Below are 26,716 nucleotides of genomic sequence, written 5' to 3'. Positions count from 1 at the left end.
GACCCCTGGTAGACGACCAGGTTGATAGGTTCGGGGTGGAAGCGCGGCAACGCGTGCAGCTGACGAATACTAATCGGTCGAGGGCTTATCCCAAAGGTCCCCCAAAAGTGAAGCGAAGCGTTGTAGAAACGCCGAGTACTTTTGTGGGAGCCCCCGGAAAACCCATTCCGGGTAACATCGATGAAGCAACACTCGCTCGTTTCGCATTCAGTTTTCAGGGAATAAACCTTGAGCGAAATCGTTTGGTGATGATGGCGGAGGGGATCCACGCGTTCCCATCCCGAACACGACCGTTAAGCCCTCCAGCGCCGATGGTACTTGGACCGCAGGGTCCTGGGAGAGTAGGACGTTGCCAAGCGAAACACAAAAAGTCTCACGACATGTGAGGCTTTTTTGTTTTTTTGGGGAAAGTGAAATATTGAATCAACTGGCTAAACCCTAAAGAGAAAGTAAATCAAATCGTTGTCCAAATCCGGTTATCCTAATAAAAATGACCCATGGAAAAAACTTATTATGATAACAAGCCTAAAAGAAGACATCCTAACAACGAATTCTAAACCACTGGAGGAGTCTAATAAATGAAAAAACTTTTCATGGCTATATTTGTTCTGTCATTCAGCTTGTTGCTTTCTTTACCTGCATTTGCCGATGGTGCCTTATACGAAGAAGCGATTGCCGTAAATACAACAATGAATGATGGGAACAACACTACTCGTGCATATGCAACTAATGACAAAAATCCGAACTGGGGATGGTTAGGGTTAGCTGGCCTTTTAGGATTAGCTGGAAAGAGAAACCGATCAAAAAATCCCGAAAGAGAGCATTAAACGGTTATGACGTAATGGTCTTCAACAGTTGTATCTTATATTTATAATGGAATACGCCCCGGAAGTTTTTCCGGGGTCTTGGCGTTACCTTTCAAATTTCTATTTCTTACTTCATGAACAGGCGGATGATAAATGAGATAATGGAGAGTACGACGCTTATTAGGATACAAGTGACGATCGGAAAATAAAACTTGAAATTGCCTTTTTCGATTGCGACATCACCCGGTAACCTGCCTAGATTAATAAACCGGCTAAGTAACATCCAGATCACTCCAACGATTATCAAAATAACACCGATGCCTAAGAGAAACTTTGGTACGTTGCTCATATCTTATTTCTCCTTTTGATTTGTTGAATTTATGGTTTGTTATGTCCACATTTTCCATCCATCGGGAGAAAATCGGCTCCGGATCGGTCGCCGTACGGCTGGTGGGCGAACAGCCCAATTGATAAATGAGCTATTATTCAGCTGAAGGATAATCAATGGGACACCAAATCATAATAAAGGAAACTGACTGTGGAGGGTTAATGATGGTGCTTTCCAGAGAGCGCTTATTGATTGCAGCGTTGGGGGGAGTTAATGAAATCGGTAAGAATATGTATATTTTGCAATACGGAGATGACATCGTTGTAATCGACTGCGGTTCAAAATTCCCGGACGAGAACCTTCTTGGAATAGACCTTATTATTCCAGATATCAGCTATTTATTAAACAATAAAGAAAAGGTAAAGGGAATCGTCGTCACCCACGGTCACGAAGATCATATCGGAGGCATACCTTATCTGCTTAAACAGCTTCAACTACCGATTTTTGCTTCGCGACTAACGATTGGATTAATTGAGATTAAATTAAGAGAGCATGGCATTCTCCGGGAAACAACCATTCAATGTATCGATTCCAATTCTGAAGTTGATTTCGGCAGCATAAGATGCAGCTTTTTTAACACGAATCATAGCATACCGGATTGTCTTGGTATTGTCTTCGATACACCGGCGGGTTCAATTGTACATACAGGGGATTTCAAATTCGATATGACGCCTGTTAATAGACAGTATCCGGATATACATAAAATGGCGGACATTGGTAAAAGGGGTGTCCTTATACTGCTTTCAGAAAGCACTAACGCCGAAAGACCTGGATTTACTCCTTCCGAACGTCTCATTGGCACTCATCTAGAAGAAGCATTCGGAAAGGCAAATCGTCGAGTGTTTGTATCCACTTTTGCTTCCAATGTTCATCGTTTGCAGCAAGTCGTTGACGCTGCAGTTCAAACGAACCGCGCGCTTACTTTGCTTGGAAGAAGCATGGTAAACGTTGTAGCGGTTGCACAGGAGCTTGGATATCTTCAAATTCCTGAAGGTATGCTTGTTGACCCGGAGGAAGCGGCCCATCGGCCTCCAGAGAAAATTGCTGTACTATGTACCGGCAGTCAAGGCGAGCCGATGGCTGCTTTATCCAGACTGGCCAGTTCGAATCATAGGGTAATGGAAATACAGGCTGGGGATATGGTTATTATTGCAGCGAATCCTATTCCAGGAAATGAACGTAATGTGTCTCGAATTGTAGACAATCTTTATACGCTCGGGGCTCATGTCATCTACGGATCTAAGAGCGAATTGCACGTTTCCGGGCATGGAAGCCAGGAGGAGTTAAAGCTCATGCTTACCCTAATGAAACCCGAGTATTTTATTCCAATCCACGGTGAATACCGTATGCTGCATCAACATCGCTTACTTGCCGAAGCAGTTGGAGTGCAAAGTAACCATATTTTCATTTTGAATAACGGAGATGTGGTCGAATCAAGTGAGGGCATGATCCGGAAATCAGGGCGAATACCGGCAGGTCAAATTCTTGTGGATGGTCTTGGCATTGGGGATATTGGAAATATAGTGCTTCGCGATCGCCGGCAGCTTTCAGCAGACGGTATTTTAATTACGGTAATTACGCTTAGTAAGACGGAAGGAAACCTTATATCCGAACCCGAAACCATTACCAGAGGTTTTGTGTATGTTCGCGACTCGGAATCGCTGTTGAAAGATGTTAATCAGCAAGTTGCCCTGATCGTCTCTAAAATGCACGAAGAAAAAATAAATCAATGGAATGTAATAAAACAAACCATTAAAGAATCATTGGGAAAATTTCTATACGTACGCACGAAGAGAAGGCCGATGATACTTCCGATAATCATTGAAATCTAGTAATTGAATATGGGTGGATGCGGGAATGCTTTGACGCATGAGCAACAGTGGAAGTCGGTTTAAGATCGGAATCGAAAAACGATCCATTCCAAAAAAAAATCTTCAAAAATAAAATCGCAAAGACAACGGCAGCGTTGATCCGGGCATAAGTAAAAGTTGACTGGTAAATCATCGGAAGTTATCAGCATCCAAGAAGGGTTGCAGAGATTCTCGGATGATTAGGGCTGAAACGGGTTAGTGCTTGGGGCAGCTACACAGCACAAGGTGAAGAACATCGGAAAGCCGTATGCGGGAAAACCGCTCGTACGGTTTGATGAGGGGGGACTGGGAAACCAGTCCTCCACTCTACAGCAAACATAGATGGGCTGCCGCGTGAACGAACGGCAGCCTTGTTGTGCTAAAGGGCCGTTATGATCGTTAAGCTTGAGCCAAAGTCAGTTATAAATTAAGATGAACTTTATAAACGTAACTTATAATGAGAGATGAATTTTGACAATATCAAATGACAGAACTATATCAATTGTGCGAAAAAAATGGCTTTGAATTACTGTCCGGGAGAGGAGCACACGCGACATGATCAGACCTGTTGACCTGAAGGACGAAGATGTCTGGAGCATATTTGAGGCAAGTTGGAAAGGGGATCTGGAACGAGTGAGGGCGCTGGTTTCGCACCGCCCCACGTTGATCCGCTGCGAATACAACTACACTCCGCCGATTCACTTTGCCGTCCGTGAAGGCCATCTTGATATTGTCTGTTACCTGCTGGAGCAGGGGGCCAATCTCACATACCGCACTTATCCCTTCCAGGATGACGATGGCGCAGGATCGGGGGCATCATGAGATTGCGAAACTTCTCTTGGAGATGTTGTCTCTCCTGTTTCCTGTCTGGGGGGACATTTCAGGGTTTTTGAGCGCCGCCCGCAACGGCGATCTCGCTCGGATTCAGTCGGAGCTGGCGCGTAACCCTGGTCTGGCCCGTACCGCCAACGATACCGGTGATACGGCTCTTCATCAGGCTGCTGAGGGAGGACATTTACGGGTCATGATGGCGCTTCTTGATGCTGGTGCAAACCCGGATGCCGTCCGCGCCGACGGAGCTCGTCCTATCAATTGTGCACTGGATCAGCGTGGCAAACCAGCTCTTATTGCCGGCGTTCTCGCAGGAATGTTGCTTGCGCGAGGGGCCTCATACAACATCTATCTTGCTGCGGTCCTAGGTGACGACGTCTATGTTCGTGAGGCGCTCCATCACGATCCGGCACTGGCCAACTTCGAAGACACTTCACACAGGCGCCCGATTTCAGCGGCTGCACTGCGGAATGATCTCGAATTGTTGAGGTTACTTCTTGAGCATGGAGCGAACCCCAGCTTGCCAGAAGAAGGTGCACCACTTGGGCAGGCGCTCTGGATCGCCGTTTACCAGAACCAGCATGAAATGGCGAAGCTCCTCCTCGAGTACGGAGCGGACCCGAATACCGCGCCGGAGTCAAGTGGCAGCGTACTGCTCCACGCACAAAAAGACCCTGAGCTGGCGCGCCTTCTCCTCAAGTACGGCGCGGAGGACAACACAGGTGACCTGGACCGTTTCCAAAGACTAGTGAACGATAATGTTTTAGTCGAAGTTGGACTGCTATTGAGGGAGCACCCTGAGTTTGCTCGACAAGCGAACGCATTCTGGGGAGAGGGCATTCTCTGCGTACCGGCCAACAAAGGGAATCGAGAGATGCTCGAGCTGCTGATCCGCTATGGAGCTCGCGTACCCGATGTCTCGAAGTGGGGCCGCTTCTACTACTTCAAGCACTATGAGATCACCGCCTTACTGCTGAAACATGGAATGAATCCGAATCACATGAACTGGCACCATGTCACGCTGTTACACGATATGGCGCAAGAGGGGGATTTGCAGAAGGCACGGTTGCTGCTTGATCATGGTGCCGATATCGACGCCATTGACGAGGAATACCGTTCCACTCCTTTGGGCTTTGCCGCACGCTGGGGTCAGAGGGAAATGGTTGCACTGCTGCTTGAAAACGGTGCCGATCCGAACAAGTCGGGCGCGCCGTGGGCTACCCCGCTGGCTTGGGCACAGAAGAAAGGTCACGCTGATATCGAAGCAGATTTGTGTGTGGCGTGCGGGAGCTTGGGAGAGGTATAGCTAGAGATTTCTCTTTTGGGCTTTTTTAACGGGATTTTCTTACCAAGCTAACGGTACGAGAGCACAATAGGTGATTCAACAGGCTGCCGGCGATCGGCGGCCTATTGAGCTATACGAAAGGGCAGGATAACGGAATGTGCCTTGATTTAGAATAACTCAAAGAGTTGAGCTAACGGATCACTAAAAATTCCTTTTCATTTCTGATAAATTTAGACATATCTCAGTTTTAGTATTCCATTATAATGATTACAAATCATACCAAAGGAGAATGGTAAGGTGGACATCTTTGAATAATGCAAAGAAATTAAATAATCATAAAAATCTTGATGGGTACAGACCTAATCATGTGCCTAGGGCATTAAAAGTAATTTATGGTGAGGAAAACTCAAATATTGTGAGGGAGGAAAAGGAAATGCAGGTACCCAGTAAGCAAAAAATGCGACGACTGCCGCTCTTGCCTATAAGGGAGTTGGTCGTGTACCCCGGCATGCTTCTTCATCTGGACGTTGGCCGCGAGAAGTCGGTCCGGGCATTGGAGAAGGCTATTGTTGAAGACAGCATGATTTTGCTGTGCTCCCAGACTGAAAAAGATGTTGAAGACCCGTCTACTGACGACATATATCGCGTCGGGACTATTGCCAAGGTTAGGAAGATGGTGAAGTTGCCGAACGGAACGATTCGTGTTCAGGTCGAAGGAATCATTCGGGCGGAAGTTGTTGAATATTTGGCGGATGATGCGTATTACGAGGTTAATGTCCGAGAGATGCCCGAAGAAGAGTCTACCGATCCGGAGATCGACGTTCTTATGCGCACGGTGCTTAGCCAGTTTGAGCATTACATCAACTTGTCCAAGAAGATTACGCCGGAGGCGCTTGCAGCCGTATCGGACATTGATAAGCCGGGGCGTCTTGCAGACGTCATCTGCAACCGACTGTCCTTGAAAATTAAAGATAAGCAGGAAATCCTCGAGACGATAGACGTTAAAGAACGTCTGGAGATGCTCCTGCCCATCTTGAACAATGAACAAACCACCCACATGTAGAACTTGCTTGTCCCGGGGCCGAGTGTCAAACGACACAACAGGGAGCTTAGTTGTAAATGAAAAAGAACTATAGGAAGAAGTGTAGCTAGTGGCAATACGACATTGGCAAAACGCTTATAGCGTTTTTACTACGTTACGAACGGGCACGATAGCTCAATCGTTACACAACGGCAGCCGGCCAATATGTTCGGCTGCCGTTGTTGCGCTAGCGGGCAGAAGAACGCAAACGACTATCTAAAAATGCAACTAACTTAAAACGGTAACGTCTTAATAAACAAAAAAAGGACGAAAGGGGATTGAACAATTATGCTTTTAGAAGAGGAGGTTCCCACATTATTGAGAGTAGGTTTACTCGTTGTAATGTTACCTGTACTAGGAATGCTAATTAGCTTTTTTGTTAAATACAAAGGACACGGGTACGGTTGGATACTTAGTCATCTGGTGCTTTTCACAATTTGTGCATTTTATTTAACTAGAATACTCGAAAGAAGAGCATTCACTAGCTCAGCGTTTAACTCGTTGGCATTTGCAGCGATAGGAATCATCTGGGCTATTAGCATGTCATTTTTGGTTATGGGCTTACTCGAACTAAGTAAGAGGGGGCAGCAAGGAAAGCAAAATTGATTGAGCTATCAGGTACGTTAGTTCAACTATATGGAGCAGCTTTGCCACGGCAGCTGCTCCTCTTTTATTAAGCGATTGGGCAGGACATCGAAAAGATGTGAAGTACTTCTATCCATATGATTGCAGTAAAAAGGGGAGATTCTCTTGGAATGGAGCTTAGAGGATGTAGAAAAAACGAGTCAATTAAACCCGAATACTTTTTTTATACCAGGTCAAAAAGAACGGCAAAAGCAAAAGAAAGGCGACTTAGTCAGATTGCACTTTGTTCTAAAACACCCATAAGAGCGCCTACTCGAGAGCAGAACGAGGTCGCGCGGCGTGTGCCCGAGGCGCTGCAGCAAGGGCTGCGCGGCTGGGAGGTCACCGATTTGAAGGTTACGCTCGTGGAAGGCGAACATCATGTATGGCATACGCATCCGCTTGATTTCGTAGTAGCGACGCCGATGGGCATTATGAACGGTTTCATGAACACCGGTACCAATCTGCTCGAACCGCTTCTGCATTTTCGCCTATCCGTTCCGGAGGAATACGGCGGCAAGGTCATGACCGAACTCATTGTCATGCGCAGCGAGTTGGATTCGCCGGTGATCCGCAGCGGGCGGTTGGAACTCGAGGGTGTGATGCCAGTCTCGACGTCGCTCGATTTACCGGCTCGGCTCGGATCGATGACAAAGGGGCGAGGCATTCTGTCTACAACGTTTGCGTACTACAGGGAATGTCCGCCGGAAGTAAACGCGGAGCGTAACGCCAAGGCGTCAATCCGCTAGACCAAGCCAAATATATTTTGTCCGTTCGTAATGCGCTGTGACTGTACTAATGTTTGATCAACTATCGGGAACAAGAATTTAATAAACAACCAGAACTAGGCTGCCGGCATGAACGGCAGCCTACGTTCACCTAACGGGGCAGTTTAATGTGAAAATATCTTCTTCTCATTCACTTCCTTCTAGGGTGTTCAGAAACATCAACAGAAGTCACCAGCCCAGCAACAAAAGAACCTGCAGTTGCCTTGCTGACTGGCGATTTCATCCAAACCCAAACTGATAGTGAATCGGCTACCCCAATAATTACAAAGGGGAACCGTGGTCCTAAAACCGTACTTTTACGTGAATTTAAAGCCGACATATCATTGATGAATTCCCCTGCTCTAAACTAATGATAGCAATATTGGGGCCGATTTCCGACCCCAGACCCTATGGGGGCATCTTTTACCTATTTCAGGGTTTGAGTTAATTCTAATTAATCTTTCCCTATATTGTGGATGATCTTAATGTTATGATTGTGTTGCTGTAAAAATAAATCGTAACGAGGTGAGGACAATGAAAACAAAAAAATATACGTCTTATCCTCACGTTGCTTTTTAGTTATTTTTTTACGAATACATTAGGCTCTGAGGGTAGGATTCACTCTCAGGGCTTTTATATTTAGGCAGAAGGAACGTTTAAGCTTTCCTGCCGGTCTATGACAGCCACTTACGGAGTGGCTGTTATTTTTTTGGGACAAAAGGCTGGTCATGGCAATAATAGTGGATCTGAACTCTATTAGGGGGAATATGTATTGAACTTGAATGACTTAGGATGGAATTCATTTTTCGCGGAAAATTTCAAACAGTGCCGGTATATGTTTGAGCAGGCTCATACCTGGAGAGTAGGGGTCGATCCGTTTCGTCGTTACCTTGTTCCAAAGGATAAGGGGCCCCCTCCTTGAGATATCATTTCAACTTCGGCATCGTTTCCCGTTATTCACTGCTTTCCAAATATGAAAGGATGATGCTTTATTAAAAGACTCGCTCAATATTTTCGCTCCTTACAATCGGGACAGTCCTCTTACAGTATGATTTATGAACCTGACCCAACCTATTGGAATAATGAGGTTGCCTATTACATTGAACGGACACATAAACTCACACTGGATAAACCATGTATCACCATAAAAATACCTTTTGACCGTCTCGGCTTAGATGAAAATAGGGATCACGTTGTTCTCTCCGATTTTGCATTAAGAGAATGGGTTGATCATATTGAGGTATTAAATGAATTGATTTATAACCGGTCACGTCCTGATAAAGAGAATGGTGCTTTTTATTGTTTTCGTCCCACCCATGCGGTGCTGCAACGTAATGCATCCTTTGTCGAAGTCATCTCGGAAAAATGGTATCTCTGCTTAATGATTACCGTTCAACTTCCGTTCAGGAATAATGATAAAGCTATGCGCATGCTCTGCAAAATGCTTCCAAAAGAAGTGGAGAAGTTTATTGCCAAGTTTGATCTCATTCAATTAAATGCTGCCTATGCATTGGTAAAAAAACAAAATAGGATTCGCGAATGGCTGAAATCCAGCGATTATTGTGCGTTTATTGCGAATGGCAGCATTTTGCCAAGAAATAAAGACAACAGCGGGCCACTGGAGGGTGCCTTGCCTTTTACATCCCCGGAAGATGTTGAAGTTGAAATTTGTGGTTTGCGGGGAATGGGAATAAAACATGGTGTGACGGTCATCACCGGCGGTGGTTATTCGGGGAAAAGCACATTGCTGGATGCACTAAATTCGGGGATTTACAATCACAGCATAGGCGACGGACGAGAATTTGTGATTACAGATCAAAGTGCAATGGAAATATGTGCGGAGGAAGGCCGTCCCATAAAAAATATCAATATTACGCCTTTCATAAAATGGATACCCAATAGTTCAGCTGAACAGTTTTCGACTGACTACGCCTCAGGTTCCACATCTCAAGCCGCAAATATTATGGAAGCAATCAACTTCGGGTGTAAGCTTCTTCTTATTGATGAAGACAGAAGTGCGACGAATTTTATGATTCAAGACATCAAAATGCGTTCATTAATCAAGCATGAACCCATTACACCTTTTACGGAACGTGTCAGAGAGCTTTATGAGGCTGTCGGCGTATCTTCCGTGCTTGTTATTGGAGGTAGCGGTGAATTTTTATCCGTTGCCGATCAAATCATCCTGATGGACAATTTTGTGCCAAGACACGTAACCCAGGAAGCAAAAAAATTATGTGAACACGACAAACCACGCGAACGTATCCCCCTTACAAAATGGGAGATTGAAAGAAAAATAACCACCGATCACTTTTCGAGCTATCCACAGGGTAGTGGTACAGAAAAGCTGATGGTTTCAACCATGGGATACATGATGATAGGCGATGAACAAATTGATATCAGAGGGCTTTACAATATCACATCACACGCCCAGCTTGCAGCTATTGCCTTTTTAATTCGAAAAATCGCTATAAGTAATCAGGATCGCCTCATCTGTCTTCATGAAAAGATCAAAAAAGCTCTCGAAGATATGGAGAGAGAAGGAGTGGATATTGTATTTTCTTCCTTTTTTCCTGGTTTCGAAAGATGGCTTGAATTACCAAGAATTAATGAAGTATTATCTGTCATAAACCGAATGAAGCATTTGAATTTTATTTGAATGGCACCGGCAGTCTAGGACGTTATTTTCTCGTCCTGGGCTGTCGCTGTTTCTTTTCTAAGGCTGCCGGGATAGGGGCCTGTTGACAAATTACCTTTTTAACGAAGTTGACGTTTGAAAACCCGCATAAACACTGGGTTTCTAAAAGTCATTTTTTGCAAAATTGGCTTTTGTCGACAGGCCCATAGATCGGCAGCCTCGTTACGGGCAGGAGAGCAGAATTGGCGGATCGTTTTAAAGGCATATTTCAACCGGGAGAACCCAATTCGATATTCAAATTACTTACTGATATTATCAAGAGGTGGGAGATATGTACTAAAGTGCGCCTCCACTTTGGCCAGTACCTCGTTTACCGATTGCGAACCGTCCACTACAATAAGGGGGAGCTCCAGTTCACACGTCGATCGTCTGTATCGCTCGGCTATTAACAGGTCTCGCTCGATATGGTTCCGTTGAGCAATCTCGGGATCGCCCAGTACTTGGGCGCGCCTTTCGCCTTTTCCACGTCGTCTGTGCGACGACCGCTTAAATGCCTCGCTCGGTACCATCCAGATTGCCTGGTGGGGATTCGAAATCAGCGGCAAGATAACTTCCGGGAAGAAGCCCGGACCCTCTGCGATGATCGGACAGTTCTTCGGCATCGTAAGCAAGTCTTCAACCACGAGGGGAAATCGGTCTGACCAGCTCGCCATCGCACTCTCGGCCATCTCAATGGGTGTGCGTTTAACCCAGAGCCATTCCAACTGCGCGAGCTCGTCGAGTTCTTTGAGCTTCTTACCCAACTCAAATGTCTCTGGATGAAGGTTGGGGTCGGAACGATGTACATGATCCATCTCGTGCTGATCGAGGTGATATGACTGTAATCCGTACTTCTCTGCAAGGATATCCGCAACCGTTGTCTTGCCGCAATCCGGAGGTCCACCTATCCAAAGAACATGGGAAAAGGCTGTCACCAACTCTTCACTAATTACCACTATACTCGATCATCTCCTCATTACATGATAAATTTGATCTCAGTTGGAGTTTACCATGGATTTTTTTATAAAACAGTCTATATTTTCTGTTAATATCTCGGTAAGTATTTTTCCAAGAAGCATGTTCAAGAATACAGTCGGAGCCTCTCCCTATGAACTTCAAAACGAAACCAATAAAATGGATTTTCAAATAAAAAGACAGGTGTTATACAGGTAGGAATATTTTAACAAAGCGGGGGAATAAGTGATGGCGAAATTGCAATATAAGACAAAGGAACCGGTCGCGCCGGCAGAATTGTCAGCTTCGGATCGCAAGGAAACCAGAAGAAGAATCGTGGACCTCGCTTGGCCTGCTTTCACGGAAATGGTTTTGCTCAACTTAATCGGTATGCTTACTATGATTATGGTAAGTCGTGTCAGTCCCAATGCCGTTGCAGCGGTTGCTCTGACCAACCAGCCCGTCGGACGGGACTGTTCATCTTCGTTTTCGATTGGGGTTTATTCGGAGCTTGGCTTGCATTGGCAATTGATCAAGTGTTTCGTTCGAGCTTGTTCGCCATTCGCTTCCGCAGTGGGAAGTGGGAGTCGAACAAGGTGTGACCTATACCGAAGGAAGCTGGGTTAGTTAAACAGGTAGATATATGATTTTGTCTAGATAGCAGCGGAAAGTGCCATGACGACAAATGAACGGGCACGATAGTGGTGGAGCTCCAACGCGGCAGCTCCTTTTCGTTTGCTCACCTAACGGGCAGCTATTTAATGGGGTGGTCCATAATGGTATTATTGGATCAAGGTGGATTATATGTATTATTGTATTCTTTACAAGTGGGGCAAATAGGCTACTTACCGGGGGAGTCTTATCCTATGTTCGAGCATTTGTGGTGTCCAGTATGCGAGGTCGTGTACACGAAAAAGGAATGGACGAAAGACGGCAGGATGGGGAAGTACGGGATGTGCCCCAGGCTATGCGGTACTTCCGGAAGAAAAGCTATTGCCTGGAGCGTTATCGCAAAACGTTATGGATATCCCCTTGAACCACGTTTTGGTGAACAGTACCTAATTGAAAAGTTGTTTTAGTTTTCCGCGAGCAGTCGGCTGGCGGATTTTTTATCGTTTCAGAAGTTCGCTAAAGCGTTAAAGCGAAAACCGACATTCTTTACCAAGTATAAGCTATCGCTAAAACACGAATGCGAAGGTTTCGATAAAATATCCACTATACTCCCCATAGCTGCAAGAATCACTTACATGTGTTGGAATAGTTTCAGATCGCACAGGAAATAATTAGAACCGACTAATATTGCATATGGAAAAGAGGGCACGATATGAATTGGTCTATGTGGTCCATTGATCGAATACTCATTTTGTTCGTCAGTTTGGCGTTTTTGGTAATAGGCATTCAAGTGACGATGTTTCATTATCGGCAAAACTTTAACCATAAATCGATGTGGGTACCCGTCATTTCCGCTCCTATTTTTTTTATTGCGGGTATCGTGTTGACCTGGTATAACGCTTCTTGGTTGCACACGCTGTTTCTCGTGCTGATGTGGTTCGGCGTTATAGCGGGCTTAATCGGCTTTTACTTCCACTTCCGGGGTGTAGGGGTTAGGGTCGGGGGATGGGCGTTGCGCAACTTTCTCATTGGACCGCCGATCACTCTTCCTTTAATGTTCTCTGCTTTGAGCGTACTTGGTCTGATCGCCATGTACTGGAAGGCGCGGTGATCCTATGTTAAATCAAAGCCACTATCCGTCATTCGATGTCATGAACGAGAAGGATGAATGGGATGACCATACTCAAACGATCGTTACTTCTCGATTGAATACGAACGAAGGTCTTAAATTTCTTACCTCTACAGAAGCGGAAATGGTTAGACGAATCAGTTCGCTTTTGGTTAACGATGATACCCCGGATGTGCTCCATTTTGTAGTCGCACATATCGATCAATCGTTGCACAAATCGCCGGGAGAGAGCCAGAGAAAAGCGGGTGTTCCTGAAGCCTCCGCTTTAGTCCGAGGGGGGCTAAAGGCGATCGAACAAGGGGCTCAATCGCAATATGGAACTCCTTACTTGAACCTGGATATCGCCGAGCAAAAACGGTATTTACAATACCTAAGTGAATCCAATGCCAAACCGCAGGAAGTGTGGACCGCCATTCCTCAAGAGGCGCTGTTTAAGAAATTACAGAATTTAACGGTCGAAGCGTACTGCTCGCATCCGAAAGTATGGTCCGAAATCGGATATGCAGGTCCGGCTTATCCGCGAGGATATGTACGCACACAGCTCGGACAACTGGATCCTTGGGAGGCGCAACCGGAACAATGAAGAAATGGAAATATGCAAACGAAGAAGTGGACGTTGTCATCGTTGGGGCCGGGGCTGCGGGAGGCGTGCTCGCCAAAGAATTGAGCGAAGCCGGAATGAGTGTGGTCGTTTTGGACGCGGGACCATTTCGCGATCCTCAAAAAGATTTTGCAAGTGACGAGCTTGCGATGAAAAATTTGGGGTGGCAGGATACCCGAATCGTGGACGGGAGCGACCCGTTAACGATGGGGCACAACAACTCCGGCCGGGGCATCGGCGGGGGAACCGTGCATTTTACAGCTGTCTTTTTACGATTTCACGAAGCGGATTTTAAAGCGAAGACGATCGATGGCGTTGCCGACGATTGGCCGATCGAATATGCGGATTTAGAACCGTACTATGCCAGAAACGAGAAAGAAATTGCCGTTTCCGGACCGAAGCATTTTCCTTGGGGGAATTACCGAGGTCCCTATCCTTATCCGGAAAGAGAGCCCCTTAGTCCGAACGCTTATATGTTTATGAATGGGTGCGAGAAGCTGGGTATCCGTTCATCCGTTGCTCCGCTTGCGATTCTTTCCGCACCGTTCGAAGGGCGTCCGCCTTGCATTAATCGGGGGTTTTGCAATCAAGGATGTATGCCCGACGCCAAATTCAGCACCCTCATCGCCCATATTCCGAAAGCGATCAAAGCCGGAGCTGATGTGCTTGCCGATTGTATGGTAACTGAAGTATTAATGGGCAAAGACGGGAGAGCAAAAGGGGTCGCCTTCGTTCATGATGGAAGAATGTATGAACAGAAGGCGAAAATCGTAATCGTGTCTGCCTTTGTAGTGGAAACGCCGCGGCTGCTTCTCAACTCTGCAAATTCCCAGTTTCCGGACGGACTTGCCAACAGCAGCGGCCTCGTCGGAAAATCGATCATGGTTCACAGCAGCCAAGACGTATATGCCAAATTCAATGATGAAATCAGGCTTTATAAAGGCACTCCCGTATTGGCGACGATGCAAGATTTTTACCGAACCGATCCGAGTAACGACTTTGTCCGCGGTTACACCCTTCATTCGCATGGAGCGAGACCGGTCGAATTTGCAAACGGAATATCGAAAGCGAAAGGAGGGCCCGTTTGGGGAGAGCGTTTCAGAGAGACTTTGCTGAATTATAACTATTACGGAAGAGTCACATTGGTCGGAGAGGTTCTGCCTAACCTTGCGAACCGGGTAACGCTTGCGGACGAAAAAGACGAATACGGATTGCCGCGTGCAAAAGTGACGTTCAGCTACAGCGATAACGACAGGAAACTCATCGACCATGCCGTTAGCAATATGATCGCTATTCTCGAGGCGGCAGGCGGGAAAGTCGAATACGTTATTCCGGATACCGCGCATATGATGGGGGGATGTCGGATGGGGAATGATCCCGCATCTTCCGTCGTTAATTCATATGGACAAACCCATGACATTCCCAATTTGTTTATATGCGATGCGAGCATTTTTGTCACTTCGGGTGCGGGTAATCCAACGAATACAGTTATGTCACTTGCACTGAGAACGGCGGATTATATTAAGGAAAAAGCGAAAATGCTGGAATTGTCGGGGTCGGTTTAACCGGCCCTTTCGCATAGGTTCAAGTATTGTCGGTAGGCAAAATCGTCCGCACATTGTTCGATTTGAAGCTTTCGATAATCCGTTGACTTTTGAGCTGATTTGATGAGTGCTGCTTGATACGAGTTCAGATCCTTCTCTTCGTTGTCCCGCATATAAGACAAAGCATCGAAAAGATGGTAACACTCATGGAAAAAAATAAAGTAGGGAAGCGCCCTTGTAGTAATATGAAATTTGGCCATCACTTGTCGCTCATCCGATGTAACGTAACGGTCATAAGGAATTTGTATCAGAATCTTAGCTTTTTTGTTTTTGCGATCCATTAGTACCGAGCCACCATAAAAAGGTCCCCATGAAAGATGAAGCGAGCATGATAGGGTGGAGGGGACTTGGAGAGAAATGAGATCCAGCTGATGGACGAGTCTTTTTTTCCAAACGAGAAGTCTTAATTTTCTCCATTTATAAATCAATATCAATTTTCTGAACATCGAACCCCTCCCTTGTCCACCATACAACGGAGGGGTTTCTTATACAATGTGTAAATGCAGGAATTTTTAGTGGAGTCGGAATAGCATAATTGAAAGAAAGATTGTGGAAATTGTATAATCGAGAGAAGGTTTTGGTCATGGGAATATCAGGTAATACGATTCCTATTGAATGAAATGGCACGAAAAAATACAGCAAGAGGAGGAAGTGGGAAGGTGAAACCCGTCTTGAAGTGGATGAATCGAGTCATATCTACTATTGTAGCAATATTGCTTATCCAGATTAACATTCCCGTTGCGGATGCTGAGCAAAGTGCCGTCGGCTGGAAGGATATCGCGGTCAGTAATGAATTAAGTTTAGGTATTAAGAATGATGGTACGGTCTGGGCGTGGGGAGACACTAACTTTCAAGGTCAATTCGGAAACGGGGAAAGAGGATTTGAAGCGGGTAATACTTATTTTCCTGTACAAGTAAAAGGACTTACGGATGTTGTCGGGATTCATGCCGGATCCAAGTATGGCGCTGCTATTAACAAGGATGGAACGGTCTGGGCGTGGGGGAACATTCCTGAGAAAATGATCGATCCAAGCTTTATTCAAGAACAAGAAAGCAAGCCCTATGGATGGAACAGGTCTTATCCCGGTAAGGTCCATGCATTATCGCAAATTGTCGGATTAGGAGGGGGAGCCAAAAATCTTGCTATAAAAAGTGACGGAACCCTTTGGAGGTGGGGGGAGCTTGATCATTCCTTCAGCAATTTTATAACTTACCAGTTGAATTTTAAAAATGTTACCGCTGTTGCAAGCAATGGTTCGGGCGACTTTGTCGCACTGGGAAATGATGGGAACGTATGGACGATAGATGAACAATATCAGGACAGTATTCAAATTGAAGGACTAAGCGATATTACTGCTGTCGCTTTGAGTAATTCCCACGTGTACGCCTTGCAAAGTAACGGATCTGTATGGGAATCCGGTCTTGTTAAAGGTAGAGTGAACTCTACGCCGCCGCGTGTAATCAAGGGTATATCCAATGTAGTTGATATACAAGCAACTTTTGGGGGACCTCTTCTGTTAAAAAAGGACGGCACGGTTTGGACAAGCGGCAGCAATATGGCCGGGGAGCTGGGAATCGGGACATACGGCGGCAGCGAAGACTTGATTAAAGTAAAAGGCTTAACTCATATAGTCAAGATTGCTGCAAGCGGAGACGGTTGGAAAGCGATGGCTGTCAGAGAAGATGGTACACTGTGGTCATGGGGGGCCGGGCCTGTCGGTGACGGAACCAAATGGAATCGTTTGGAGCCGGTATGGATACCAAGCTCGTCTGCCGAGGAACCCCCTGCTCCAGGTGATTTTATTGGAGTTAAGGTAAATGGGGTAATTGTAGATTTCGGACATCAACCGGTAATCCAACATGAAACGATTATGGTGCCGGTCAATGCCCTATCTGTATTGTGGGTCGACGCCCGAATAGAATGGGAACCCGCTACTTTTACCGTAAACCTATATAAAGATCTGTCGGTTATCGTGTTCAAGCTCGGGAGCACCGAAGCATACTTAAATGGTTCCTCGGTTCTTTTGGATACGCCGCCTGCCATCATGAACGATACGATATATGTGCCGCTGACAGTTTTTGCGGAATCCTTTGGTATGGAGGTTGAAAGGAACGACAATACCCAGACGGTGTCGATCTTTGACGCGGAGTACAAACAAATGATCCAGGAACGGATTTTTGAAAAAGAACGAATCCAACAGTTAAAAACCGCCGTATTACAAAACAATTTGGACAAAGTCAAACATTTATTGGAAATTAACGAGTACTCGGATGATACAAAGGGTGAAGTTTTGCTAGAGGCTATCAGCAAGGGATACATAGACATCTGCCGATACTTGGTTGAAGGCGGAAAGGTAAATTTAAATCATCCCGTTAAATTTGCCAGCACAACATTTACTCCCTTACATTGGACAACGATACCAAGGAAGACAGACTATGATTTAACGCGTTACTTTGTGCTTCACGGAGCGAAACCCGATGCCGAGGCTTTAGGACAGGTAGTAGCAAGAGGAGACATCAAACTCGTTCAGTTTTTGCTCGATCATAAAGCAGATCCCAATGGCGTTTCTGATGGAAAATCGATGCTAATGATCGCGAAGACGTGGAAGCATGAATCCATCGTTCAATTGCTCATTCAATACGGAGCAGAATAATAATCCATCTAAGTGTCTGCGGCAGAAGCGTAATAGGGATACATAATCGGCGGCCTTCGTGATCGTCATGTGCAGCAGCACGGCTGCATATGTGCGAGCTTGGCAACTCGAGGCCGGCCGAGCGGATAACTGCGGCAAACCACGATTATAGCACCCTTTGTCCATACGGGCGTCTGTAAAAAATCGACGAAGGAAACGTGCAGCTCCATGAACTGCTTGGATACGTAATGGGTCGGCAAGCCAGCCGTTGCGGACAGACGGGCCGGCGAAATATCTTCGTCGATATGGTCGTCGATGTAGGCTTTTGCCACAGTGAATCTATTTCTTGACTGCCATATGAAGTTCCTTATATAATTATATATAACGAGATAATGTCTCGCAATAAGAGAAATACCTAATTGGACTTTGATCATTGAACAGCAAAGTCTATATTTTTGAGATTTTAACGAGACATTTTCTCGTAATGCGAGAAAATCGAGAAGTGGGGGGGTAGAACAATAGGTGAAAGAAGACCTAGGAAGACGGTAGATTGGAAGTGGAAACCTACCGGCATGATGAGTTTTTCAGCATTTAAGCACATGAATGGAAGCGTTAACACGTGCTGAGACAAATGACGATGAAAATCAAGCAAGTTCTAAGGAGGTACACGCTGTGAAAGGACTTATACCGCGGGAGCATTTAATTTTGTACAAAGATAGTCAGTACAATACGTTCCCGAGTGCTATCCAAAAAAACGACGGCGGTTACTTGATTGGTTTCCGCCAAGCGCCGGATCGACGAGTGGCATACGGAAAATACGATCATATTGATCCTTCGTCAAAGGCAGTTACGATTTCATCTACGGATGGTCGCAATTGGAGTGCGGAAGCAGAGGTGCTATTTGATCATTTCTATTATGGAGTGCAGGACCCTTGTTTAAATGTGTTGAATGACGGCAGTATTGTGGGCACATTTTTCATGTGGAAAGTGTTTGAGGCGGGAGATTTGCCTGCTCAGCCCCGCGATCGTCCCGTATATGAGCATTGGCGGGCGCGCAAAGCAGGGGCGTACACAATTCGTTCGAACGATGGCGGCAAAACGTGGGACCAGCCTGTCCCGATTTCGATTCCTGACGTTGCGATTCGGGGAACGGGCGTTCAGTCGAAGGACGGGGGGCTGTTAATTCCGATGTACCGGCTTGGTTCGGACGGGTTTGAGGTTTTGATCGCGCGAACGGGAGATTCCGGCCATACGTGGACGATTCAAGGTACGATCCGCTCCACGGATGGTTGCGACTTTCAGGAACCGCTTTTGTACCGCACGCCGTCGGGCAAGCTGGTCGCCTTGATGCGGACGCGTCTGCAAGGAAGCCGGCCGGAAGCGAACCGCTGTCCGCTTTATACGTCGGAGTCTATTGATGATGGGGTTACCTGGAGCCGTCCGGCGGCACGTCCTTTTTACTCGCCGAGTCCATTTCACGGCTTGCCGTTGAAGGACGGACGCATACTGCTGACATATGGTCATCGGTATGAGCCATATGGAATCCGCGCAGCTCTTCTCGATCCTGAATGTGAGCGCTGGGACGATTCGGTGGAAATTGTGCTGCGGGAAGGTGCGGGCGGGAGAGACATCGGTTACACGAGTTCCATTCAGTTGGATGACCGCACAGTGCTAGTGACGTACTACTATTACGATGCGGATGGATATCGCTACATTGCCGGAACGTTATGCGATTTGCTTGTATAGATTGACTTTTGATATTGACGAGACCAAGGGGGTTTATTGGCATGTATCCATTAAAGACAACCGGTAAAGCCGGTATCGCTTCGACTGCTTGTATGGCGGCTTGCCTGCTGTTCACGGCGGGGTGCACCAACAGTGACAAAGGAAATGAACAAGCCGGAGGCAAGACGGAACCGCAGCCGCCTGTCACACAGCCGGAGCCGGTACGATTGACGATGCTGGGGAGCGTGACCAAGGAAAAGTTTATGGAAGAGGACGGTGCGGCACTTAAGAAAAAGTTCCCGCACATCACAATCGACTATTATTTGCTTGGCGCGAAAGATGACATCAGCGGGGGACAAATGACGCTGGAAAGCGCGCTTGCAACCCGAACACAAGTGGATTTGATGGCAGTCGGGCTATCGAACATCGGCAAGCAATTGGTCGATACGAAGCTGGCTTATGACATTGGGGATCTGATCAAAAAGCACGGATACAATCTGGGTATCTTATACCCGCAATCCATTGCGGCGCAAAAATCGGTCACAGGGGGGCCGCTCTACGGACTGCCTGTCAATCGGAGCGCACACAAAATTTATTACAACAAAGATTTGTTCGACAAGTTCGGAGAAAAGTACCCAAAAGACGGATTAACTTGGGACGAGACGTATGAGATCGCGAAAAAGATGACAAGGAACGAAGGCGGTGTGCAATATTTAGGCGCAGTGATCGACTACCGTCATATGATGTTGGTCAATCAGTTGAGTATCGGCATGGTCGATCCGGTCACCCATCAATCGTTATTCGTCAAAGAGCCGAAATGGCAGCGATTCGTTTCCAACCTGGTACGTTTTCAGCAAATTCCGGGTAATGAAGCGAACGCCGCGACTGCCTTTACGAAAGAAGGACGGGCGGCGATGTATATCGCTTCGACAGATTTGAACGGAACGTGGACGGGGATCAATTGGGATATCGCCAAAGCGCCCACATTCTCAGATCTGACGGGAGTAGGCAGCTCCATTCATGGAACGATTACAGCCGTGACAAGCACGAGCAAACATAAAGACGAGGCCTTTCAAGTGATTGCGTATTTGGCGTCCGAGGAGAACATGCTGAACATGGCGCGGCGAGGAACGTTGTCCGTTCTGAACGACCCGAAAGCGAAATCCGAGTTTGGCAAGGACATTCCTTGGCTAAACGGGAAAACGATTCATGTCGAGGCGATGTTCCCGGACAAATTGGCGGAGCCGTACACCCCGACACCGTACGATGCGGCAGCGCAAGCGGCACTCGTGAAGGAAATGACGAATCTGGCCGCGGGGAAAACGGCTGATGTGAACACCGCTTTGAGGCTTGCGGCAGAAGAAGCGGATAAAGCCGTCGCAGCACAGAAGTGAAATTGAACAGCAGGGTTGTAAGCGTATGCAATACATGACGGAGAGGACGCGGTTCATTTGAAAGACTACCCCCATCCATCCAGAATAAGCCGGCTTTCATTCCTACTTCTTATTGTTTCGACTTCATTCCTGTTCCTGTTGCAAAGTTCGTTTCGCGTTGAAGCCCAGCAATCCCCGGCTTCGTCATTGGCGCAGCGTATCGATCAACTGGAAGCTTCCGGGGACATGTCGAAAGGGGTCTCGGCAGAAATGCGTTACCGCGAACTGCGCGGGTCCAATCCGTTTCCGGGAGCGCTGCCCATCGTCGTAAACGGTAAAGCAAAGGCCGTCGTCGTTGTCGCCGACCAGGCAGAGGAACAAACAAGGCGAAGTGCGAATCAGCTCGCTGCATACGTACAAAAGTCTACAGGTGTGCTTCTCTCTGTATATGGGGTAAGTGAACTGGGGAGCGGCATGGAGGCGATGACGCGAATTGAGGTGGGGCTGGATGCTTTCACACACGATTCCCATGTCGACGATGTATTGGACAGTATGAAGGAGGACGGTTTCCTGATCCATATACACGGTTCGGCGATTCGCATTGCAAGCCCGTCCGTGTGGGGGACCCACAATGGCGTCTTGGAATTTTTGGAGCGGTATGTTGGCGTCAGATGGCTATTTCCCGGTACGGATGGAGAGGACGTGCCGATAAACGCCAGCCTGTCCGTACCGCGGGAAGATGTGCGGCAGGAGCCTGCGTTTTCGTTTCGTATGATGAGTCCGTATGGTGGGTCCCCGGCGGTACAGAGCGCCAGACAGCCTTATTTTGAATGGGCGCAAAACAACCGGCTGCAGGGCAATTACAACAAGTGGAAGGGTATGGTCTTCATGCATAACCTCTTCTCGCTGTTTCCGGTTGATAAGTATGGGATGTCCCACCCGGAGTATTACCCCGGCCATAAAGCGCCGGACCGGCCGATGCATGGCTGGCAGCCGTGCTTCACCGAACCTGGAACCGTTGCTGCCGCTGTAGATGGCATATTGGCCTACTTTGCGGCGAATCCGTCACAAACGTTTTTTTCGCTCGGGGTTAACGATTCCGTGGACTATTGTGAGGCAAACCCGGCACATCCCACTTATCCGGGCCATTTGAATTCGATTGGGCTCGTAAATATGTCGGACATTTATTATGCGTGGGTCAACGAGGTGGTAGAGCAGGTATTAGAGGTATATCCTGACAAATGGTTCGGGGTGCTTGCTTACAAAAACGTAATGGATCCGCCATCATTTCAGCTTCATGAGCGGGTCGTACCTGTGCTGACGAAAGATCGAATGGCTTGGGCGGATGAGGATGTCCGGGATGCAGGGGAGGCGCAGACGGTTCAGTGGACGGCGGCCGCCAGCCAGCTTGCCTGGTACGACTACTTGTACGGTATTTATTACACGATCCCTCGCGTGTATCCGCACTTGATGGCGGAACAGTATCGATATGCGGAAGAGCACGAAGTGATTGCCCACTATGCTGAAATTTACAATCAGCTTGGGGATGGCCCGAAAGCATGGCTTGCAGCGAAGCTGCAGTGGAACCCGGAACGGAACGTCGATGCGTTATTGATGGAATGGTATGAACGAATGGTCGGTCCCGCTGCCGCCCCCGACATTAAGGCGTATTTCGATTTGTGGGAGACGTTTTGGACGCAACGGGTATTGACGTCCAACTGGTTTCAGGATCGGAAGAACAGCACGTATTTGTCCATCAGCGACGCATCGTATATGAATCTGGTGACGGAGTCCGATCTGACGACGAGCAAACAGCTTCTCGCGTCTGCCGTTGCCAAGGCTGGAACCGCGCAGCAGCGCTCGCGGGCACGCCTGTTGGAGCAGTCGTTCGATTATTACGAAGCATCGGCACGCAGTTATCCGAAGCAATACGAAAAGCCGCAGCGGGAGCAGGACGCGCTGGATCTGTTACTGAAAGTGACCGGTACGCTCGAATCCAGTCTCGCCTATGCGTCGGAGCGGCATGACCATCCGGATACTTACAACAATGAAATCGCACTTGCCTTCCCTCCATCGTCGCTGCCGCTGGTGGACTGGACGGGATGGAACGCGTCGGCATTTTGGCATTTGGCCGCTTATATGAAAGATCAGGAGCCGTTAGGCGGAGCGATCACCCAACAGGTGCAGCTTCTGACGAATACGGCGCAATCCGCGCCTGTACGCGACTTTGCTCGCTTGCTGCTTCGGACCGGCTCCAGCATGTTGTCCTTAACGGCAAACGCTTCATTTGAGGAAGGCGGTACACAGGCGGCGGCGTGGCAAAGCTGGATACCGACATTCGGCACGATCCAGCGTACCGAGCAATTATCCCACCGGGGGGCAGCGAGCTTGCAGATTGAAGGGATGGTTCGCGGCGGACCTTACCAAACGTTCGCAGCAAAGCCCGGACTGACTGCCGCTCAGGTATATTACTATACACCGGCTCAATCCGAGACAGCCGGAACGATTCAGCTCAATCTTCACTTGAAAGATGCGCAAGGAAAAACGCTCAAGTCGATCGTGTCCAGTGTAACTCCACTTGTACGAACAGCCGGGCAGTGGTCGTCCATTGGCATATTGGAAGAAGTCCCGGCAGCCGTTCAAGGAAGTGATGTCAAGCAAATACAGGTCGTCGTCACCCTGGACGGCATGGAGCAAGACGCACTCGTTTACCTGGACGATGCTGAACTATTCCAATATGAGGAAGAATGGGTGACGGCACAAACATTATGGCCGTTGGTGGACGAGATCTTGACGAACGAACCGAATGGCGGGCCGCTTACGCAGCAGGTGAGCGCACTTGCCCAGCGAACCGAGCCATCCGATCAGCGGGAATTCGCGCGCTTGCTGCTTGCAATCACAAGCGGCTCCGCTGCGTCGATTACACAGAACAATTCCTTTGAAACGGGGACGACAACTGCTTCTCCATGGGGAAACTGGCTTCCTTCGACAGGGACGATCGTACGCGGTGACGTAGAAGCGCGAACAGGGCAGCACAGCTTGGCTGCAACCGGGCTGCAACTCGGCGGACCGTATCAGTACGTCGTGCCTCAGTCGGGCACATTCGCGGCACAAGCCTATGTCAAGCTGCCTGCCGGCCAAACAAGTTCGGGTACGATGCGCTTATATATCAATATGACCGACGCTCAGAAAAAAATCATCGGGACGTATACGTCGCCCTCTTATCCGATTGTTACAAACGGGCAATGGAAGGTGATTCGCTTAGCGGGATGGATTCCAGATGACGTCAATCAAGTGGATGTAAGCTTTTTGCAGATGCATCTGCGTTTAAGCGGGATCGAAGCAGGAACAACCCTGTATATCGACGATGCTGCGTTGTATCAATAACGAATAGAGCAGGAATATCGAGGGTAAAATCCGTTTCACTCGATAAATCTACAACAACACCGTTGAAGCGTTTAATACGGCAAATCATGAGCTTTCCGACCAATCATTTCCCTTTGGTTAATTCCGAAGGGAGAGTTTTTGTTTGCGCGCCTAGCGATGCTAGGCACAACTAGCCGGTGAAGTCCGTTCGAGGTGAGAGCCAAATCGCTCGTAGCTGGCGGGCAACTGGCGGAGAAATCCTAAGGTTGAAGACCCGCGACAAAGTAACTCCCGGGATGTGAGCAATTCAGCAGGTTGTACTGTATAACAAATTGTTATTATTATGAGGGATGGCGAAATTTAGGCGTATCATGTCTAAGCCTAATAGGGAATTGGTGTAAGAGTTGTACGATATACGAGCGTGAAAAAAGTATAAGACATACCACAATTTCACAGTATTGTCACCCAAATCTATTGAATTTTGTGGGAAAGTATTACTGTAATCACTTCTATTGGTGAAAGATGGCAACTCCTAGGGTCGGAAACGTTGCAGTGTTAGAACGAGTAGTAGGTTGCTTCAAAGGAGTTTCGACAGGGATGCAATGGAATACAAATTTTAGGAGGATTTTTTATGTTCCAAACTTTAGACCATTTTTTTAAATCTTGGGAGTTCGAAGCAGCTGCTACACAGAAACTATTGAGTAATCTAACTGATGAATCACTTAAACAGGAAATAACTTCACAAAATTGGACTTTAGGACGTATTGCTTGGCATACCGTTGCTGCCATTCGCATTATTACTTCAAATACAAACTTAACGTTTGATGCCCCAGCCGAAGATTATCCCGTTCCTACTACGGCTCAGTTTATAGCAGACAGTTATCATCAAGCTAGTAATGCATTTGTACAGGCATTAAAAAAAGAATGGACTGACCATACACTACAAGAGTGTATCGATTTTATAGGTCAACAGATACCCAATGGTTCACTATTGATGTTTTTGATTCAACATCAAAGCCACCATCGAGGACAAATGACGGTTCTTATGCGACAGGCAGGGTTAACGGTTCCAGGAATTTATGGTCCTTCAAAAGAGGAATGGGCAAAGTTTGGTATGGACGCCCCACAAATGTAGTTCCAACAAAGCCCATCCTAATCGCTCGACTGGCCGCGGATGCGCATCGGCTGATAGCAACGAGGCATGCCGCGGCAAGATTGTCCTCATAATCGACTAGGGAAAAGACTTAATGGCCTGTGTCCTTCAAATCATATCTCAAACACCCGCTGGATAAACCAAAACATGCCTATCGCGATCACAGCGGCGGAGCCGACCGAGACCGAGCGGGGATAAGTCCGGTATCGCCGCAAGAGCGCAATCAGCGGGAAAACCAAGGCTATGATGATGATTTGTCCGATCTCCACCCCGACATTGAAAAATAACAAGGAGGACAACAAGCTTTCGCGGGAGAGCTCCATCCCTTGCAAAATGCCTGCAAACCCGAATCCGTGCACAAGACCGAATAACAGCGTCATGATCGTACGGTGCTTCGGGTCCTTATTGAATATATTTTGTGCGGCCACATAGACAATACTGGCGGCAATCGCCGATTCTATCCACCGTCCGGGCAATTGAACCACTCCAATCGTGGCCAGTCCCAGCGTGATGCTGTGTCCGAGCGTGAACGCCGTAGCCACTTCCACGATACCGGCCAAGCTTCTAGCAGCAGGCAGCAGGCATAGTACGAAGAGAATGTGATCGTACCCGGTAAAAATGTGCTCCGCACCCAGGACGATAAACAACCACGCTTGCCGCAGCCAATTGCGCTCACCTACCGTCAGCTCCCGGTTCGCTGCGCTAAAGATGAATTCCTGATCTCCTTGAGGCCCGGAAATTTGGGTTAAATTCGTATGAGCCTTGTTGACATCGTCGATAAATAGATCATACTTGATACGGGTGGAATCTCCTTTACCCGAATAAACCAATTGGAATCTGGCTAATGGAGCCTCGTTCACCCTCTCGACGCTTGTACTTACCAGCTCAGGCTCGATCGGCGCCTCGTCACGGTAGATGTGGACCCCCGAAGCTACGTAATCAAACAACGGCTCCGTTCTGGCGGCAAGCACTTGTTCAAGTTCTTCTACTGACGGTGAAGCCAATAAATCAACGGGCAGCGAAACCGCACTCCCCAAGTCATTAAAGTCCAGAAGCAGCTCTACATACACCGCATTCGGCTCGATTTGCACGTCCATGTATCCGTTATCTATGGCATGCGCGCTTGCGGAGCGGGGGATCGGCACGAGCATCGATACCGTCAGCACAAGAGCCGAGAACAACGCGGCAACTATTACTATGATCCGTTTCATCGTCGATCCTTCCTTGGTTAACCGGCTAGATTTTTGAAAAGCAATA

General features: G+C 47.6%; 20 protein-coding genes, 2 rRNA genes and 1 pseudogene. 18 read left to right on the top strand and 5 right to left on the bottom strand.

Annotated features, from left to right (window positions below; all coding sequences use genetic code 11):
• The 3 genes from FE783_RS29960 to FE783_RS29950 all read left to right on the top strand — a co-directional run.
• A 23S ribosomal RNA gene (locus FE783_RS29960) occupies positions 1-93 on the top strand; the annotation flags it as partial.
• A gap of 148 nt (positions 94-241) precedes the next feature.
• A 5S ribosomal RNA gene (rrf, locus tag FE783_RS29955) occupies positions 242-358 on the top strand.
• Between the two features lie 220 nt (positions 359-578).
• Positions 579-827, top strand: coding sequence for a WGxxGxxG family protein (locus tag FE783_RS29950; protein WP_138883069.1), 249 nt, complete (start codon positions 579-581; stop codon positions 825-827).
• Between the two features lie 106 nt (positions 828-933).
• Here FE783_RS29950 and FE783_RS29945 read toward each other — a convergent pair whose 3' ends face one another.
• Positions 934-1,155: a DUF2905 domain-containing protein gene (locus tag FE783_RS29945; protein WP_138883068.1), complete on the bottom strand. Its 222-nt coding sequence runs from the start codon at positions 1,153-1,155 to the stop codon at positions 934-936.
• A 203-nt stretch (positions 1,156-1,358) separates the two neighbouring features.
• Here FE783_RS29945 and FE783_RS29940 point away from each other — a divergent pair, with 203 nt between their 5' ends.
• From FE783_RS29940 to FE783_RS29915, 6 genes and pseudogenes are all read left to right on the top strand, one after another.
• A complete protein-coding gene (locus FE783_RS29940; RefSeq protein ID WP_138883074.1) occupies positions 1,359-3,026 on the top strand; it encodes a ribonuclease J in 1,668 nt (555 codons plus the stop codon).
• A 573-nt stretch (positions 3,027-3,599) separates the two neighbouring features.
• Positions 3,600-3,866, top strand: a complete 267-nt coding sequence (locus FE783_RS29935) for an ankyrin repeat domain-containing protein (RefSeq protein ID WP_138883067.1) — start codon at positions 3,600-3,602, stop codon at positions 3,864-3,866.
• A complete protein-coding gene (locus tag FE783_RS29930) occupies positions 3,841-5,181 on the top strand; it encodes an ankyrin repeat domain-containing protein (protein WP_158302120.1) in 1,341 nt (446 codons plus the stop codon). The genes FE783_RS29935 and FE783_RS29930 overlap by 26 nt, the downstream gene beginning before the upstream one ends.
• A gap of 412 nt (positions 5,182-5,593) precedes the next feature.
• A pseudogene (locus FE783_RS29925) lies at positions 5,594-6,208 on the top strand (LON peptidase substrate-binding domain-containing protein); the annotation flags it as partial.
• A 959-nt stretch (positions 6,209-7,167) separates the two neighbouring features.
• Entirely contained in the window at positions 7,168-7,614 is a 447-nt protein-coding gene (locus FE783_RS29920) for a translation factor GTPase family protein (protein WP_238403308.1), read from the top strand.
• A gap of 1,066 nt (positions 7,615-8,680) precedes the next feature.
• Positions 8,681-10,291 carry a P-loop domain-containing protein gene (locus FE783_RS29915; protein WP_138883065.1) on the top strand — a complete coding sequence of 537 codons (1,611 nt, stop codon included), beginning with the start codon at positions 8,681-8,683 and terminating at the stop codon, positions 10,289-10,291.
• 278 nt (positions 10,292-10,569) lie between these two features.
• Here the strand turns inward: FE783_RS29915 and FE783_RS29910 are convergent, their stop codons facing one another.
• Positions 10,570-11,265, bottom strand: coding sequence for a hypothetical protein (locus FE783_RS29910; RefSeq protein ID WP_138883064.1), 696 nt, complete (start codon positions 11,263-11,265; stop codon positions 10,570-10,572).
• Between the two features lie 247 nt (positions 11,266-11,512).
• Here FE783_RS29910 and FE783_RS39040 point away from each other — a divergent pair, with 247 nt between their 5' ends.
• The 4 genes from FE783_RS39040 (at position 11,513) to FE783_RS29890 (ending at position 15,170) form a co-directional block, all read left to right on the top strand.
• Positions 11,513-11,890 carry an MATE family efflux transporter gene (locus FE783_RS39040; protein ID WP_138883063.1) on the top strand — a complete coding sequence of 126 codons (378 nt, stop codon included), beginning with the start codon at positions 11,513-11,515 and terminating at the stop codon, positions 11,888-11,890.
• Between the two features lie 697 nt (positions 11,891-12,587).
• Positions 12,588-12,986: a hypothetical protein gene (locus tag FE783_RS29900; RefSeq protein ID WP_138883062.1), complete on the top strand. Its 399-nt coding sequence runs from the start codon at positions 12,588-12,590 to the stop codon at positions 12,984-12,986.
• Positions 12,987-12,990: 4 nt separating this feature from the next.
• Positions 12,991-13,587, top strand: a complete 597-nt coding sequence (locus FE783_RS29895) for a gluconate 2-dehydrogenase subunit 3 family protein (protein ID WP_138883061.1) — start codon at positions 12,991-12,993, stop codon at positions 13,585-13,587.
• Positions 13,584-15,170, top strand: coding sequence for a GMC family oxidoreductase (locus tag FE783_RS29890; RefSeq protein WP_138883060.1), 1,587 nt, complete (start codon positions 13,584-13,586; stop codon positions 15,168-15,170). The genes FE783_RS29895 and FE783_RS29890 overlap by 4 nt, the downstream gene beginning before the upstream one ends.
• Here FE783_RS29890 and FE783_RS29885 read toward each other — a convergent pair.
• A complete protein-coding gene (locus tag FE783_RS29885) occupies positions 15,167-15,655 on the bottom strand; it encodes a hypothetical protein (protein ID WP_138883059.1) in 489 nt (162 codons plus the stop codon). The genes FE783_RS29890 and FE783_RS29885 overlap by 4 nt on opposite strands.
• A gap of 213 nt (positions 15,656-15,868) precedes the next feature.
• On the opposite strand from FE783_RS29885, the gene FE783_RS29880 reads away from it, so the two are divergent.
• The gene (locus FE783_RS29880; protein WP_158302119.1) at positions 15,869-17,863 is read left to right on the top strand and encodes a stalk domain-containing protein; all 1,995 of its coding nucleotides are present in this window, start codon (positions 15,869-15,871) and stop codon (positions 17,861-17,863) included.
• 65 nt (positions 17,864-17,928) lie between these two features.
• Here the strand turns inward: FE783_RS29880 and FE783_RS29875 are convergent, their stop codons facing one another.
• Positions 17,929-18,174 carry a helix-turn-helix transcriptional regulator gene (locus FE783_RS29875; protein WP_138883057.1) on the bottom strand — a complete coding sequence of 82 codons (246 nt, stop codon included), beginning with the start codon at positions 18,172-18,174 and terminating at the stop codon, positions 17,929-17,931.
• A 340-nt stretch (positions 18,175-18,514) separates the two neighbouring features.
• Here FE783_RS29875 and FE783_RS29870 point away from each other — a divergent pair, with 340 nt between their 5' ends.
• From FE783_RS29870 to FE783_RS29855, 4 genes are all read left to right on the top strand, one after another.
• Positions 18,515-19,588 (top strand): sialidase family protein, encoded by a 1,074-nt coding sequence (locus FE783_RS29870; protein WP_158302118.1) that lies wholly within the window; start codon positions 18,515-18,517, stop codon positions 19,586-19,588.
• Positions 19,589-19,629: 41 nt separating this feature from the next.
• Positions 19,630-20,961 (top strand): ABC transporter substrate-binding protein, encoded by a 1,332-nt coding sequence (locus FE783_RS29865; protein WP_138883055.1) that lies wholly within the window; start codon positions 19,630-19,632, stop codon positions 20,959-20,961.
• Positions 20,962-21,210: 249 nt separating this feature from the next.
• A complete protein-coding gene (locus FE783_RS29860; protein WP_158302117.1) occupies positions 21,211-24,327 on the top strand; it encodes a DUF4838 domain-containing protein in 3,117 nt (1,038 codons plus the stop codon).
• A 610-nt stretch (positions 24,328-24,937) separates the two neighbouring features.
• Complete coding sequence (locus FE783_RS29855) at positions 24,938-25,441, top strand: DinB family protein (RefSeq protein WP_138883053.1); 504 nt, start codon at positions 24,938-24,940, stop codon at positions 25,439-25,441.
• A 131-nt stretch (positions 25,442-25,572) separates the two neighbouring features.
• On the opposite strand, the gene FE783_RS29850 is transcribed toward FE783_RS29855, so the two are convergent.
• Positions 25,573-26,670, bottom strand: a complete 1,098-nt coding sequence (locus FE783_RS29850) for a HupE/UreJ family protein (RefSeq protein WP_158302116.1) — start codon at positions 26,668-26,670, stop codon at positions 25,573-25,575.
• Between the last annotated feature and the right edge of the window lie 46 nt (positions 26,671-26,716).

Origin of the sequence: Paenibacillus mesophilus, from assembly GCF_005938385.1 — a bacterium.
Classification (GTDB): domain Bacteria; phylum Bacillota; class Bacilli; order Paenibacillales; family NBRC-103111; genus Paenibacillus_AB; species Paenibacillus_AB mesophilus.
This window is presented reverse-complemented; position numbering and strand designations above follow the sequence as displayed.